Annotated in this window: 12 protein-coding genes; 11 read left to right on the forward strand and 1 reads right to left on the reverse strand. The window is 71.2% G+C overall.

Going from position 1 to position 14,274, the window contains the following annotated elements; all coding sequences use genetic code 11:
- The first annotated feature begins 16 nt into the window (after nt 1-16).
- The gene (locus ACFYZS_RS14225) at nt 17-1,321 is read left to right on the forward strand and encodes a glycoside hydrolase family 113 (protein ID WP_389011125.1); all 1,305 of its coding nucleotides are present in this window, start codon (nt 17-19) and stop codon (nt 1,319-1,321) included.
- Nucleotides 1,322-1,417: 96 nt separating this feature from the next.
- Nucleotides 1,418-2,566 carry a sensor histidine kinase gene (locus ACFYZS_RS14230; RefSeq protein WP_389011128.1) on the forward strand — a complete coding sequence of 383 codons (1,149 nt, stop codon included), beginning with the start codon at nt 1,418-1,420 and terminating at the stop codon, nt 2,564-2,566.
- Nucleotides 2,567-2,600: 34 nt separating this feature from the next.
- Here the strand turns inward: ACFYZS_RS14230 and ACFYZS_RS14235 are convergent, their stop codons facing one another.
- Complete coding sequence (locus ACFYZS_RS14235) at nt 2,601-3,650, reverse strand: rod shape-determining protein (protein ID WP_389011131.1); 1,050 nt, start codon at nt 3,648-3,650, stop codon at nt 2,601-2,603.
- 117 nt (nt 3,651-3,767) lie between these two features.
- Here ACFYZS_RS14235 and ACFYZS_RS14240 point away from each other — a divergent pair, with 117 nt between their 5' ends.
- The 9 genes from ACFYZS_RS14240 (at nt 3,768) to ACFYZS_RS14280 (ending at nt 14,273) form a co-directional block, all read left to right on the forward strand.
- The gene (locus tag ACFYZS_RS14240; RefSeq protein WP_389011134.1) at nt 3,768-5,297 is read left to right on the forward strand and encodes a bifunctional folylpolyglutamate synthase/dihydrofolate synthase; all 1,530 of its coding nucleotides are present in this window, start codon (nt 3,768-3,770) and stop codon (nt 5,295-5,297) included.
- 3 nt (nt 5,298-5,300) lie between these two features.
- A complete protein-coding gene (locus ACFYZS_RS14245) occupies nt 5,301-5,645 on the forward strand; it encodes a DUF4233 domain-containing protein (protein WP_389011137.1) in 345 nt (114 codons plus the stop codon).
- 112 nt (nt 5,646-5,757) lie between these two features.
- Complete coding sequence (gene ndk, locus ACFYZS_RS14250) at nt 5,758-6,168, forward strand: nucleoside-diphosphate kinase (RefSeq protein ID WP_214930516.1); 411 nt, start codon at nt 5,758-5,760, stop codon at nt 6,166-6,168.
- Nucleotides 6,169-6,463: 295 nt separating this feature from the next.
- On the forward strand, nt 6,464-7,483 hold the full coding sequence (locus tag ACFYZS_RS14255; protein WP_008738981.1) for a rod shape-determining protein: 1,020 nt from the start codon (nt 6,464-6,466) through the stop codon (nt 7,481-7,483).
- 125 nt (nt 7,484-7,608) lie between these two features.
- Entirely contained in the window at nt 7,609-8,553 is a 945-nt protein-coding gene (gene mreC, locus ACFYZS_RS14260) for a rod shape-determining protein MreC (RefSeq protein WP_389011141.1), read from the forward strand.
- 12 nt (nt 8,554-8,565) lie between these two features.
- A complete protein-coding gene (gene mreD, locus ACFYZS_RS14265; RefSeq protein ID WP_389011144.1) occupies nt 8,566-9,270 on the forward strand; it encodes a rod shape-determining protein MreD in 705 nt (234 codons plus the stop codon).
- Nucleotides 9,271-9,283: 13 nt separating this feature from the next.
- Nucleotides 9,284-11,461 carry a penicillin-binding protein 2 gene (mrdA, locus tag ACFYZS_RS14270; RefSeq protein WP_389011147.1) on the forward strand — a complete coding sequence of 726 codons (2,178 nt, stop codon included), beginning with the start codon at nt 9,284-9,286 and terminating at the stop codon, nt 11,459-11,461.
- Between the two features lie 7 nt (nt 11,462-11,468).
- Nucleotides 11,469-12,668 (forward strand): rod shape-determining protein RodA, encoded by a 1,200-nt coding sequence (gene rodA, locus ACFYZS_RS14275; RefSeq protein ID WP_389011150.1) that lies wholly within the window; start codon nt 11,469-11,471, stop codon nt 12,666-12,668.
- 81 nt (nt 12,669-12,749) lie between these two features.
- Nucleotides 12,750-14,273 (forward strand): CHAD domain-containing protein, encoded by a 1,524-nt coding sequence (locus ACFYZS_RS14280; RefSeq protein WP_389011153.1) that lies wholly within the window; start codon nt 12,750-12,752, stop codon nt 14,271-14,273.
- Nucleotide 14,274: the final 1 nt, after the last annotated feature.

The raw sequence follows: 14,274 nt of genomic DNA on the forward strand, positions 1-14,274 counted from the left end.
GAAACCGAGAGCCCTCGTGAACGACGAGATGAAGAACAAGAACGACAACGAGAACAAGAGCCAGAAGGCGGCGGCCAGGCGTTCCAAGGTCCCGCTGCTCGCGATCCTGCCGGTGACCGTGACCTCCCTGGTCATAGGCCTGCCGTTCGTGGTCGGGGACCATCCCCTGCGCTGGAGCGCCGGCTCCCTCGAGCCGGCCCTGGTCCTGCGCGACTCCGCCTCCGGCCCCACCCGCGCCACCGCCCACGGCGGCACCGGCGCACCCGCCGTGGCCGGGGGCCAGGAGACCGAGGAGCCCCAGCCCGTCGGGCCCGTGCCGGTGGTGGACAAGCCCTGGAAGGCAGGCATGCCCGAATGGGGCGTCCAGATCTTCTGGGAGGACAAGAAGGAGCACGACGACGCGTACATCGAGAAGCAGGCGCACAAGCAGGCCGCCTATCTCGTCGGGCTGAAGGCCAACTCCGTCTCCGTGTCCTTCCCCTTCTACACGGAGGGCCGTACCTCGACGAAGCTCGCGGCCGGCCGCGGCACCCCGACGCCCGAGCACCTCGAAACGGTGCTGCGCGTCTTCCACGAGGCCGGACTGCGCACCACCGTGCGCCCGACGCTGGACGAGGCGGTGCTCGTCCCGCCGGAGGGCTGGCGGGGGAACATCAAGCCGACCGACAAGGAGGCCTGGTTCGATTCGTACGAGGCCCTGCTCGGCCCCTACCTCGACGTGGCCCAGCGGCAGCGGGCGGCGACGTTCGTGATCGGCACGGAGCTGAACTCGATGGAGGGCCACCCGGGCTGGAAGGGCCTGATCGCGGCGGCCGAGAAGCGGTTCAAGGGCGAGGTGTCCTACGACGCCAACTGGGACAACTACGTGGGCGGGCACATCGACGTGCCCGTCAAGCGGCTCGGCGTCGACGCGTACTTCCCCGTCAAGGTCCCCGACGACGCCTCCGTCGACCAGCTCGTCGACGGGTGGAACACCTGGCTGGACAAGAAGAGCAAGGGCCCGCTGCCGCGGATCGTGCTCGCCGAGGCGGGCATCAGCGCCATGGACGGGGCGTACCACGCGCCCGGCGACTTCTACGCACGGCGCAAGCTCAATCCGGGGGTGCAGGCCACCTGGTACAAGGCGGTCTGCCAGGTCGTCCGGGAGCGGAGGATGACGGGCGTCTACTGGTGGTCGGTCTCCTTCGACGCCGACCCCAAGGCCGCCCCCAAGGAGGAGGACTCCCGGCTCAACTTCGCGGGACGTCCGGACTCGGAGCGGGAGATCCGGTCCTGCTTCGGCTCCGACTACGCGGGCCCGGGCGCCGATCCGGCGTCCTGATGGGTTGTGTCCCGAGTTGTCCGGAGTGTCGCACATCACGTTTTCGGCCGGGTTGGCTGATCCGATACCCCGCGCCGAGCACGGATGATGGAAGGCATGTACGTCCCGCCCGTCGCCTCGGCGCTCCACCGGGCCGCGGCCGCCGGCCGCCGGCTCGCCGCGAGCTGGGCCGGGTCGCCCCGGGCTCTTGACGTGCTCACCGCACTCAGCTGCCTGGCGCTGATGGCGCTGGACCTGCCCGGCCTGGCCGCCGCGGACAACTCCCTCAGCGGTCCGATGGCCGCCGTCGTGCTCGCCGTCGGCTGCTCCGGCCTGGTGGTGCGCCGCCGGGCGCCGTGGGTCTCGTACCTCACCGCGCTGCTCTTCATCGGCTGGCTGCACGAGCTGACGCTGATCCAGTTCGCGCTCTACTCGGTCGGCCGCTACCGGGGGCGGCGGCCGGCCGTCCTGGCCACCCTCGGGTACGTGGCCTTCGCGCTGATCGTCTTCAGCGTCCCGGGCTGGCCGGAACCGCGGGCCCAGACGCTCAGCTCGTTCCTGAGCCTCGTCGTGCCGATCGGGGTGCTCGCCTCGGCCGTCGGCATCGCCGCCTACCGGCGCGACCTGGTGGGCGAGCTGGCCGCCCGGCGCGCCGAGTCGGCGGTCCTCCAGGCCGTCCAGCAGGAGCGCACCTCGGTCGCCCGCGACGTCCACGACTTCGTGGGCCGCGAACTGACCCTGCTGACCGTGCGCTCCGAGGTGCTGTCGACGCGGGCGCGCGAGACGTCGTACGCGAAGGACTTCGAGGAGCTGGCCGACACCGCGCGCCGGGCCCACCTGGTGCTCAACGAGATCATCGTGCAGCGCGGGGAGCGGGCCTCGACCCCGGGGGTGGAGGGGCTGTCGGCCCTCGCGGAGGAGAGCGGCCGGGCCGGTTCGCCCGTACGGCTGGCCCTGGACCCGCAGGTGCACGGTCTGTCGCCGCTGCGCCAGGCCGCGGTCTACCGGGTGGTGCAGGAATGCCTGACCAACGCGGCCAAACACGCCTGCGGGGAGACCATCGACGTGTCGATCGAGGCGGACGGCCCGCAGCTGCGGATCGCGGTCCGCAACGGCCTGCCCGTCCGGACGCCGGGCCGCGCCCCCGTCTCCGCGGGCTCGGGCACGGCGAGCATGTCCGAGCGGGTGCGCAGCCTGGGCGGATCGCTGACGGCGACGCGCACGGAGGACTCGTACACGGTGGTCGCCACCCTCCCCAGGGCCTAGGGGGCCCCGCCCACCGCCGCGCCCACCGCCCCGCCTAGGCCTTCGCCGGGACCAGCAGGCTGTTCAGCGTGTCCAGGTCCTCCACGCACCTGCCCGAGCCGAGTGCCACGCAGTCCAGCGGGGCGTCGGCGACGAAGACCGGGATGCCCGTCGCGGAGGCCATCCGCAGGTCCAGCCCCGGCAGCAGCGCCCCGCCGCCCGTCAGCACGATGCCGTGCTCCATCACGTCGCCCGACAGCTCGGGCGGGCATTCCTCCAGGGTGGTGCGCACCGCGGCGATGATCGCCTCGACCGGCTCGTCGAGGGCGGCCCGCACGTCCGCCGCCCCCAGCGGGAGCGTCTTCGGCATGCCGCCGACCCGCTCCCGGCCGCGCACGGTGAAGGTCCGCGTCTCCAGCTCCGGCCGGTCCGGCACCGGCCAGGCCGATCCGATGCCGACCTTGACGTCCTCGGCGGTGCGCTCTCCGATGAGCAGCCCGTGTTCCTTGCGCACGTAGTCCATGATCGCGCCGTCCAGCCGGTCCCCGCCGACCCGCAGCGACCGGGAGGTGACGATCCCGCCGAGCGAGATGACGGCGACCTCGGTGGTGCCGCCGCCGATGTCCACCACCATCGAGCCGCGCGGCTCGGACACCGGCAGGCCCGCGCCGATCGCCGCCGCCATCGGCTCCTCGATCAGGTGGACGGCCCTGGCCCCGGCCCGCGTCGAGGCGTGCACGATGGCCCGCCGCTCGACGGGCGTGACCCCGGAGGGCACGCAGATCACCATCCGGGTGCGCGGCCGCCGGCCGGGCACCGCCTTGCGGACGAAGTGCCGGATCATTTCCTCGGCGGCCTCGTAGTCGCAGATCACCCCGTCCTTCAGGGGGCGGATCGCGGTGATGGAGCCGGGGGTGCGGCCGATGGTCTCCTTGGCCTCGGTCCCCACGGCCAGGGCCGTGGTGGTGCCCGCCTTCACGGCCACCACGGACGGCTCATTGAGGACGATCCCGTGCCCCCGGGCGTAGACGAGGGTGTTCGCGGTCCCCAGGTCGATCCCTATGTCGCGGCTGGAAGCGGACTTGGCGGTGCTGGCCTGCGGCATTTGTTCCCCTATCTCCTGTCCGCAAGGCTTGCATAACGATCAGGTCGCAGCGGCCGCCGAACGTCCCGAAACGGCCGGGTCGAAAGTCCCCGGGCCCCCCGTCCGTAGACTGGCCCCGTGAGTGAGCAGCAGCCCGAGAGCAACGGACCCGACGACCGCGACGAGACCTCCGATCTCTTCGAACGGATCGTGGCCGAAGAGTCCGACCGCGACCCCGACCTGGCGGTGATCGAGGCCGGCAGCCGCACCCTGCGCGCCCAGGCCGGACCGCCCCAGGGCGACCCGGTACCGTCGCACCCCCTCGACCCGGAGGTGGCGCGGGCGCTCCAGGAGGTGGAGCAGGAGCTCTCCACCCGCTGGGGCGAGACCAAGCTGGAGCCCTCCGTCACGCGCATCGCCGCGCTGATGGACGTCCTCGGCGAACCGCAGCGCGCGTACCCCTCCATCCACGTGACCGGCACCAACGGCAAGACCAGCACCGCCCGCATGATCGAGGCCCTGCTGAACGCCTTCGAGCTGCGTACCGGCCGCTACACCAGCCCGCACGTGCAGTCGGTCACCGAGCGGATCAGCCTCGACGGGGCCCCGATCAGCGCCGAGCGCTTCATCGAGACGTACTACGACATCAAGCCGTACGTGGAGATGGTCGACTCCTCCGAGGAGTACCGGCTGTCCTTCTTCGAGGTGCTCACCGGCATGGCGTACGCGGCCTTCGCGGACGCACCCGTGGACGCGGCCGTCGTCGAGGTCGGCATGGGCGGCACCTGGGACGCGACCAACGTGATCGACGGCGCGGTCGCGGTGGTCACCCCGATCAGCCTGGACCACACGGACCGGCTCGGCTCCACGCCCGGCGAAATCGCCCAGGAGAAGGGCGGCATCATCAAGCAGGACGCCACCGTGATCCTGGCGCAGCAGCCGGTGGACGCCGCGCAGGTGCTGCTGAAGAAGGCCGTCGAGGTCGACGCGACGGTGGCCCGCGAGGGCATGGAGTTCGGCGTCGTCTCGCGCGAGGTGGCGGTCGGCGGGCAGATGCTGACGCTGCGCGGCGTGGGCGGTGAGTACGACGGCATCTTCCTGCCGCTGTACGGCGCCCACATGGCGCACAACGCGGCGGTGGCGCTGGCGGCGGTCGAGGCCTTCTTCGGGGTCGGCGCGCAGCAGTCGCGGGAGCTGGACCTTGAGACCGTGCGCAGGGCCTTCGCCTCGGTGACCTCGCCGGGCCGGATGGAGGTCGTACGGCGCAGTCCGACGGTGGTGCTGGACGCGGCGCACAACCCGGCGGGCGCGCGGGTCACGGCGGAGGCGGTGACCGAGGCCTTCGGCTTCAGCCGGCTGATCGGGGTCATGGCGGCCAGCGAGGGCAAGGACGTCAAGGGGGTGCTGGAGGCCTTCGAGCCGATCTTCGCGGAGATCGTCGTCACGGAGAACTCCAGTCACCGGGCGCTGTCCGCGGACGCGCTGGCGGCCGTCGCGGTCGAGGTCTTCGGGCCGGACCGGGTGCAGGTGGAGCCGCGGCTGGACGACGCCCTGGAGGCGGCGATCACCCTGGCGGAGGAAGAGGCCGAGTACGGAGGGGCCGGGGTCCTGGTGACCGGTTCCGTGATCACGGTGGGCGAGGCCCGCCTGCTGCTGAAGAGGGGCTGAGGGATGCGCACGCTGTGTGCTTCGACGCTGATCGGCGAGTTCTTCGTGATCGGCTTCGCCGGACTGGTCGCCATGAAGAACCCGGATCTGACCCAGGCCACGGTGTGGACGGTCTGCGGGATCGCCATGCTGCTGTCGGTGCTGCTGTGCGGGATGCTGTCGCGCCCGGGCGCGGTCCAGATCGGCTGGGCCCTGCAGATCGGGCTGATCCTGAGCGGGTTCGTCGTCCCGATGATGTTCTTCCTCGGCGCGGCGTTCGCGGGCCTGTGGTGGTGCTCGGTGCACTACGGCTCCAAGATCGACGCGATCAAGGCCCGCTGGGCGGCGCAGAGCGAGGCCCAGGCCTGAGGCCCGGTGCCCCCGGCCGCCCCGGCCGCGGGGCGCGGGGCTCCGCGCAAGGGCTCCGCTGACTCCCTGTAGCCTCGTCGGACCGCACCCGTATGCCGCAAGGAGCCGCAACATGACCCAGCGCACGCTCGTCATCCTCAAGCCCGACGCCGTCCGTCGAGGCCTGATCGGCGAGATCATCGGCCGCATCGAGCGGAAGGCCGGCTGGACCGTTCCCGCTCTGGAGCTGCGCACGCTGGACCAGGAGACCCTGGAGACCCACTACGGCGAGCACAAGGGCAAGCCCTTCTACGAGCCCCTCATGGGCTTCATGGCGAGCGGCCCGGTCGTGGTCCTCGTGGTGGAAGGGGAACGCGTGATCGAGGGTGTCCGCCAGCTGGCCGGACCCACTGACCCGATCGCCGCGGCGCCCGGCTCCATCCGGGGGGACTTCGGCTCCATCACCCGGGAGAACCTGATCCACGCCTCGGACTCCGAGGAGTCCGCGGAGCGCGAGCTGAAGCTGTTCTTCCCCTCCCTCTGATGAGTCCTTCCTGACGTAACATCAGCCGAATAGCGCTCATGACCTGGGGCGACCGAAGTAATTTCGGTCGCCCCTTGGTATTACCGGGCTGACGCGGGAACGCATGTGCAGGACACGTCGTCACCACTAGGGGGCGGGTTTCCGTTCCGGCGGGATTGCCGGAGTCCCGTCGCGCGGTGTTCATACTTGCGGCACTACGATGGGGCCTCCACCCACACACCCACCTCGCCGACCTGACAGCAGCCGCTATCAACTGGAAGGCCAGACGCTCCTCATGGGGAACAAGGGGAACAACATGTCGTTCATCGGCCGTGACATGGCGATCGACCTCGGGACCGCCAACACGCTGGTGTACGTGAGGGGCCGGGGGATCGTCCTGAACGAGCCGTCCGTGGTCGCCATCAACACGAACACCGGCGGCATTCTGGCGGTCGGCTCCGAGGCGAAGAAGATGATCGGCCGGACGCCCGGCAACATCGTCGCCGTACGGCCCCTCAAGGACGGCGTGATCGCCGACTTCGAGATCACCGAGCGTATGCTCCGGTACTTCATCCTCAAGATCCACAAGCGCCGCTACCTGGCCCGCCCGCGCGTCGTGGTCTGCGTCCCCTCCGGCATCACCGGAGTGGAGCGCCGCGCCGTCATCGAGGCGTCCACGCAGGCCGGCGCCCGCCAGGTGCACATCATCGAGGAGCCCATGGCCGCCGCCATCGGCTCGGGCCTGCCCGTCCACGAGGCCACCGGCAACATGGTCGTGGACATCGGCGGCGGCACCACCGAGGTCGCCGTCATCTCCCTCGGCGGAATCGTCACGGCGCAGTCCATCCGGGTCGCCGGCGACGAGCTCGACAACGCGATCATCCAGCACATCAAGAAGGAGTACTCGCTCCTCCTCGGCGAGCGCACCGCCGAGCAGATCAAGATCACCATCGGGTCGGCCTACGACCTCGACAAGGACGAGCACACCGAGATCCGCGGCCGGGACCTGGTCTCCGGCCTCCCGAAGACGGTCGTGATCTCCGCCGCCGAGGTCCGCAAGGCCATCGAGGAGCCGGTCAACGCCATCGTCGACGCGGTCAAGACCACCCTCGACAAGTGCCCGCCCGAGCTCTCCGGCGACATCATGGACCGCGGCATCGTGCTCACCGGCGGCGGCGCCCTGCTGCGCGGCCTCGACGAGCGGCTGCGCCGCGAGACGGGCATGCCGATCCACATCGCCGAGGACCCGCTCGACTCCGTCGCCCTCGGCTCCGGCAAGTGCGTGGAGGAGTTCGAGGCGCTCCAGCAGGTTCTGGACGCCCAGCCCCGGCGCTGAACAGACCCCCTCCGGGGGCCATGCGGAACACAAGGATCCGCCGTACGGGTGCTGCCGCGCCTGTGCGGCGGATCGTTGATATACAGACCAGTAAGTTTCCGACGAGGAAGGCACGGCCGCCGCACGTGAGGGACACACGAGAAAGCCGGCTGCTCCTGGTGCTCCTGATCGCCATCGCGTTCGCATTGATCACGGTGGACATCAGGGCAGGCGAGGAGTCTCCGGTCGACGGCGCCCGGCAGGCCGCCGCCGCGGTCTTCGGCCCGGTCGAGAAGGGCGTCGCGACGGCGGTCGACCCTGTCGCCAACGCGATAGGGGCCGTACGCGACTCCGGCGAGCGGCACAACCGCATCGCCACGCTGGAGCGCGAGAACGCCGCCCTGAAGGCCAAGCTGGGCAGCGACGACCAGACCCGCAGCCGCATCCACGAGCTCGACGAGATGCTCAAGCGGGCCGGCGCCGGACAGTACGGCATCAAGGGCGCCGAGGTCATCGCCATAGGAGCGGCGCAGGGCTTCTCCTGGACCGTCACCATCGACGCCGGCAGCAAGGACGGCATCGAGCGCGACATGACCGTGCTCAACGGGGAAGGACTCGTCGGACGGGTCGCCACCGTGGGCCCCGACACCGCCACCGTGGTGCTCGCCAACGACCCCGACTTCACCGTCGGCACCCGCCTGGAGAAGACCGGCGAGCTCGGCTTCGCGACCGGCCAGGGCGACCGCGCCCTGTCGGTGCAGATGCTCAACGGCAAGGCCAAGGTCAGCCCCGGCGACCGGCTCGTCACCTTCGGCTCCCGCGGCAACAAGCCGTTCGTGCCCGGCGTCCCGATCGGCGAGGTCGTCAAGGTCGACCCCTCGCGCGGCGATTTGACCCGCACCATCTGGGTCCGGCCGTTCGTCGGCTTCTCGCGCCTGGACATCGTCGGGGTCGTCGTCATGCCGCCGCGCGAGGACCCGCGCGACGCCGTGCTGCCCCCCAAGCCCGAGGTGAAGCCCACCCCGACGGTCACCGTCACGGTGACGCCGTCGCCGTCCGCCAGTGTGCCCGCCAAGCCGGCCGACGAGTAGGAGCCCACCGTCATGCGCTTCAACCGGATCCTGCTTTCGGCCACGCTCGTCGTGGTCGCCCTCGTCGTCCAGGTCTCCGTCCTGGGCCGGCTGCAACTGCCCGGCGCCGTACCCGACCTGGTCCTGCTCACCGTCGTCGCCCTCGCCCTCGTGTACGGGCACCTCAGCGGCGCCCTCATCGGCTTCGCCGCCGGACTCCTCGCCGACCTCGCCCCGCCCGCCGACCACGCCGCCGGGCGGTACGCGCTCGTGCTCTGCGTCATCGGGTACGCGGCCGGGCTGGCCCGCCCCGACTCCGGGCGGTTCCGCTCCGCCTGGGGCCCGCTGCTGACCGTCGTCGCCGCCGCGATCGGCTCCACCCTGCTCTACGCCGGGGTGGGCGCCCTCGTCGGCGACACGGCCGCCCGCCACGTCGGGCTCACCGGGCTGCTGTTCACCGCGACCCTCTACGACCTGCTGCTCGCCCCGTTCACCGTGCCCTTCATCATGGCGCTGGCCCGGCGGGCCGAGAACGACCCGATGGCCGTCGAGGCGGGCGGCGGCCCGGCCAAGGCGGCGGACGTGTCCTCCGGCTGGCTCGCCGGCGGCACCGGCCTGCGCATCGGCAGCCAGCGCGGCGGCCTGCGGCGCGGGCTCGCGCGCGGCCGCGCCAACAAGGCCGGCCGGATAAAGGGCGTCAAGGCGATCAAGAGTGTGAAGAGCGTCAAGAAGCTGTGAGGGAGGAGCTCCCGTGACCAACGCCCCCGAGACCGGCCGCACCTCCCGCGTGCGGATCAGACTCGTGATCATGCAGGTGCTCGTCCTCTCCTTCCTCCTCACCCTCGGCGGGCGCCTGTGGTACCTCCAGGTCCGCAACGGCGCCGAGTACTACCACGAGGCCAAGAGCAACCACGTCCAGCAGGTCGTCCAGCCGGCCGTCCGCGGCTCGATCCTGGACGCCCGCGGGGTCCCGCTCGCCGACAACGAGACCCGTCTGGTCGTCTCCGCGAGCCGCACGGCGCTGATGAAGATGAAGGACAAGGGCAAGGGCGTCCTGACCCGGCTCTCGGGGGTCCTGGACATGAAGCCGCAGGACGTCATGAACAAGGTCCGCGTCTGCGACTCCCAGACCCCCAAGCCCTGCTGGAACGGTTCCCCCTACCAGCCGATCCCCGTCACCACCGAGGCCACCACCCAGCAGGCCCTGCAGATCCGCGAGCGCCCCGAGGAGTACCCCGGCATCACGGCCGAGCCCACCGCCGTACGCCGCTACCCCGCGCCCGGCGGCGCCAACACCGGCCAGGTGCTCGGCTACCTCTCCCCGGTCACCGACGACGAGATCCAGAAGGCGAAGAACACCAACTCGCCGCTGCTGCGCTCCGACCAGGTCGGCCGCTTCGGCCTGGAGCGCACCTACGACAGGACCCTGCGCGGCAAGTCCGGGGTCACCCGCTACGAGGTCGACAACCTCGGGCGCGTCATGGGCCAGGCCAAGAACGACCCGACGGTCGCCGGCGCCCACCTCGTGACCAGCATCGACGCCCGCGTCCAGGGCGTCGCCGAGTTCGAGCTGAACGCGGCCATGGTCGAGGCCCGCAAGCAGATCGACCGCAACACCGGCGTCCCCTACAAGGCCGACGCCGGGGCCGTGGTCGTCCTGGAGTCCAAGACGGGCCGGGTCGTGGCCATGGCCTCCATGCCCACCTACGACCCGAACGTCTGGGTCGGCGGCATCTCGGGCAAGGACTACGCCAAGCTCACCGCCAAGGAGTCCAACGTCCCGCTGATGAACCGGACGATCCAGGGCCAGGCCGCCCCCGGCTCCATCTTCAAGGTCATCCCGACCGCGGCCGCGGTCAACGCCGGGTACGACTTCGACGGGAACTACCCCTGCCCGAGCTCGTACGCCATCGGCGGCCAGGTCTTCAAGAACTTCGAGTCCCAGGGCCACGGCAGCATCACGCTCGGCCGGGCCCTCGAGGTCTCCTGCGACACCGTCTTCTACGCCCTCGGCCACCAGCAGTGGATCAAGGACGGCGGACTCCACCCGAAGAAGCCCCCGGCCGAGATCTTCTACAAGACCGCCCACCAGTTCGGCCTGGGCGCCGAGACCCACGTGGACCTGCCGGGCGAGGAGAAGGGCCGGGTCCCCGACCGGGAGTGGAAGCAGAGGTTCTGGCAGGCCAACAAGGACATGTGGTGCAAGACCGGGAAGAAGGGCGGCACCTACGTCGAGCTGCTCTCGTACGAGAACTGCCTCGAAGGCAACCTCATGCGCGCCGGTGACGCCATCAACTACTCCATCGGACAGGGCGACACCCTGGTCACCCCGATCCAGATGGCCACCATCTACGCGGCCATCTCCAACGGCGGCACCATGTGGAACCCGACCATCGGCAAGGCCGTCATCAGCGCCGACGGCAAGCACGTCGAGCCGATCCCGCCGCAGGCGCACGGCAAGCTGCCCATGACCGAGGCCACCCGCCGCAAGATCAACGAGGCCCTGGAGGGCGTCGCCACCCGCGGCACCGCGGCCTGGCGCTTCGGCGGCTGGCCCCAGAAGCAGATCCCCATGCACGCCAAGACCGGCACCGCCGAGGTCTACGGCAAGCAGACCACCTCGTGGTTCGCCACGTACACCGAGGACTTCACGATCGTGATGACGATCTCCCAGGGCGGTACCGGTTCGGGTGCCTCCGGACCCGCCGTCCGCAACATCTACAACGCCATCTACGGTCTGAGCATGTCCGGCAAGCAGGACACCGAGAAGGCCTTCCTGCTCAAGCCGGAGGCCAAGCTCCCCACCATCGGGCCCGACGGAACCATCGACGCCCCCGACATCAAGCCGTACGTGCCCCCGTCCCCGGAGGAATCGGCGCCGCCCGCGCTCGCCGGTCCCCCCGCCCCGCCCGCCGCGCGGCAGGACTGAGACCCCGATGCAGACCGCGAACAAGTTCTCCGTATCCCGGTACGCGCCCGAGCGCGGCGCGATGGCCAAGCTGACCTCGCGCGACTCGGTGCTGCGCCGACTCGACTGGCCGATACTCCTCTCGGCGCTCGCCCTGTCCTTCATCGGCGCCCTGCTGGTGTGGTCGGCGACCCGCAACCGCACCCAGCTCAACCAGGGCGACCCGTACTACTTCCTGGTCCGGCACGCCCTGAACACCGGCATCGGCCTCGTGCTGATGATCGGCACCGTCTGGCTGGGCCACCGCACCCTGCGCGGCGCCGTGCCGATCCTGTACGGGCTCTCCCTGGTGCTGATCCTCGCCGTGCTCACCCCGCTCGGCGCCACCATCAACGGCGCCCACGCGTGGATCGTGATCGGCGGCGGGTTCTCGCTCCAGCCCTCCGAGTTCGTGAAGATCACGATCATCCTGGTCATGGCCATGCTGCTGGCCACCCGGGTGGACGCGGGCGATCTCGTCCACCCCGACCACCGCACCGTGGTCAAGGCGCTGTGCCTGGCCGCCGCGCCGATGGGCATCGTCATGCTGATGCCCGACCTCGGCTCCGTCATGGTCATGGTCGTCATCGTGCTCGGCGTCCTGCTCGCCTCCGGCGCGTCCAACCGCTGGGTGGTGGGGCTGATGGGCTCCGGCGCGGCCGGGGCCGTCCTGATCTGGCAGCTCGGCGTGCTCGACGAGTACCAGATCAACCGCTTCGCGGCCTTCGCCAACCCCGACCTGGACCCCGCCGGCGTCGGCTACAACACCAACCAGGCGCGGATCGCGATCGGCTCCGGCGGGCTGACCGGCTCCGGCCTCTTCAAGGGCTCGCAGACCACCGGCCAGTTCGTGCCGGAGCAGCAGACCGACTTCGTCTTCACGGTGGCGGGGGAGGAGCTGGGCTTCCTCGGGGCCGGGCTGATCCTGGTCCTGCTCGGCGTCATCCTCTGGCGCGCCTGCATGATCGCCCGCGAGACCACCGAGCTGTACGGGACGATCGTGTGCGCCGGGATCATCGCCTGGTTCGCCTTCCAGGCCTTCGAGAACATCGGGATGACCCTCGGGATCATGCCGGTGGCGGGGCTCCCGCTGCCGTTCGTCTCCTACGGAGGATCATCGATGTTCGCGGTGTGGGTGGCGGTCGGACTGCTGCAGTCGATCAGGGTGCAACGGCCGATGTCGGCCTAGCGGGGCCGATCTTCGGCCGGTTCCGCCGCCGATTCCCCGTTCACCCTGCCGTGGTTGTCCGTTCAGGACTAAGTTCAATCCATGGCGGACACGAAACGCGAGATCGAGCGCAAATTCGAGTTCACGACGAGCAAGGCCGCGCGCCGCGGAGTCCCGGACCTGACCGGCACGGCCGCGATCGCGGCCGTCGCCGACCAGGGCACCGTCGACCTCGACGCGGTCTACTACGACACCCCCGACCAGCGGCTCGCCGCCGACGGCCTCACCCTGCGGCGGCGCACCGGCGGTGCGGACGCCGGCTGGCACCTCAAACTGCCCGTCTCACCGGGTGTCCGCGACGAGGTCGCCGCCCCGCTCAGCGACACCCTCCCGCGCTCCCTCGCCGCCCTCGTCCGCTCCCGTGTCCGCGACACCGCCCTGGAGCCGCAGGTCCGGCTCCTCTCCTCGCGCCGCGTGACCCACCTCCTCGACGCCGAGGGCGCCCTCCTCGCGGAGCTCTCGACCGACGCCGTCCGCGCCGAACGGGACGAGGCCGCCGCGGCCTGGACCGAGGTCGAGGTCGAGCTCGCCGACGGCGTCGACCCCGCGCTCCTCGACGCGGTCGAGAAGAAGTTCCGCAAAGCCGGGCTCAAGGTCTCCGACGCCCCCTCCAAACTCGCCCGGGCCCTCGCCGAGACGGGCACCGAGCCGCCGCAGCGGCCCGGGCCCGCCGGCGCCGGGGGCACCGCGGGCGCGCAGGTCCTCTCGTACCTGCGCGAGCAGCGCGACGCGCTCGTCGCCCAGGACCCCGCCGTCCGCCGCAACCTGCCCGACTCCGTCCACCAGATGCGGGTCGCCTGCCGCCGGATGCGCAGCGCCTTCAAGACGTACCGCAAGGTCCTCGACCGCGCCGTCACGGACCCGCTCGGCGAGGAGCTGCGCTGGCTGGCCGCCGAGCTCGGCCTCGACCGGGACCAGGAGGTCCTCTTCGACCGCATCCAGACCCATGTCGCCGACCTCCCCCGCACCCTCGTGGTCGGACCCGTCCGCGGCCGTCTGCGGACGTGGAACAACGCCCGCCGCTCGGCGACCCGGCGCCGCGCCCTCGCCGCCCTCGACGGTAAGCGGTACGCGGCCCTGCTCGACGCCCTCGACGCCCTGCTGGCCGATCCGCCCCTGCTCCCCGGCGCGGCCAAGCCGGCCGCCCAGGCCCTGCCCAAGGCGGTCCTCAAGGACTACGAACGGCTCGCCACCCGGGTCACCGGCGCCCTCGACCTGGGCCCGGGCGAAGAACGCGACCTGGCCCTCCACGCGGCCCGCAAGGCCGCCAAACGCGCCCGCTACGCGGCGGAGGCCGCCACCCCCGAGCTCGGCAAACCGGCAAAGCACCTGGCCAAGGCCATGAAATCGGTCCAGAGCCTGCTCGGCGACCACCAGGACAGCGTCGTCGCCCGCGAGGCCCTGCACAGTCTCGGCGCCCAAGCGGCCGGAGCGGGGGAGTCCGCTTTCACCTGGGGCGTGCTCTACGCCCGCGAGGAATCCCTGGCCGCACAGGGTGAGCGGGAGCTAACGGACGTATGGGGGCAAGCCTCCGACCCCGCGCTCCGGGCGGAGCTGGGCGGCTAGG

The organism is Streptomyces sp. NPDC001903 (assembly GCF_042891345.1).
Taxonomy (GTDB): Bacteria; Actinomycetota; Actinomycetes; order Streptomycetales; family Streptomycetaceae; genus Streptomyces.

What these genes read in the sequence shown, in the direction of transcription:
- ACFYZS_RS14230 (WP_389011128.1), top strand. Translation starts at nt 1,418, where the DNA reads ATGTACGTCCCGCCCGTCGCCTCGGCGCTCCACCGGGCCGCGGCCGCC.
- ACFYZS_RS14235 (WP_389011131.1), bottom strand. Translation starts at nt 3,650, where the DNA reads ATGCCGCAGGCCAGCACCGCCAAGTCCGCTTCCAGCCGCGACATAGGG.
- ACFYZS_RS14245 (WP_389011137.1), top strand. Translation starts at nt 5,301, where the DNA reads ATGCGCACGCTGTGTGCTTCGACGCTGATCGGCGAGTTCTTCGTGATC.
- ndk (WP_214930516.1), top strand. Translation starts at nt 5,758, where the DNA reads ATGACCCAGCGCACGCTCGTCATCCTCAAGCCCGACGCCGTCCGTCGA.
- ACFYZS_RS14255 (WP_008738981.1), top strand. Translation starts at nt 6,464, where the DNA reads ATGTCGTTCATCGGCCGTGACATGGCGATCGACCTCGGGACCGCCAAC.
- mreD (WP_389011144.1), top strand. Translation starts at nt 8,566, where the DNA reads ATGCGCTTCAACCGGATCCTGCTTTCGGCCACGCTCGTCGTGGTCGCC.
- rodA (WP_389011150.1), top strand. Translation starts at nt 11,469, where the DNA reads ATGCAGACCGCGAACAAGTTCTCCGTATCCCGGTACGCGCCCGAGCGC.
- ACFYZS_RS14280 (WP_389011153.1), top strand. Translation starts at nt 12,750, where the DNA reads ATGGCGGACACGAAACGCGAGATCGAGCGCAAATTCGAGTTCACGACG.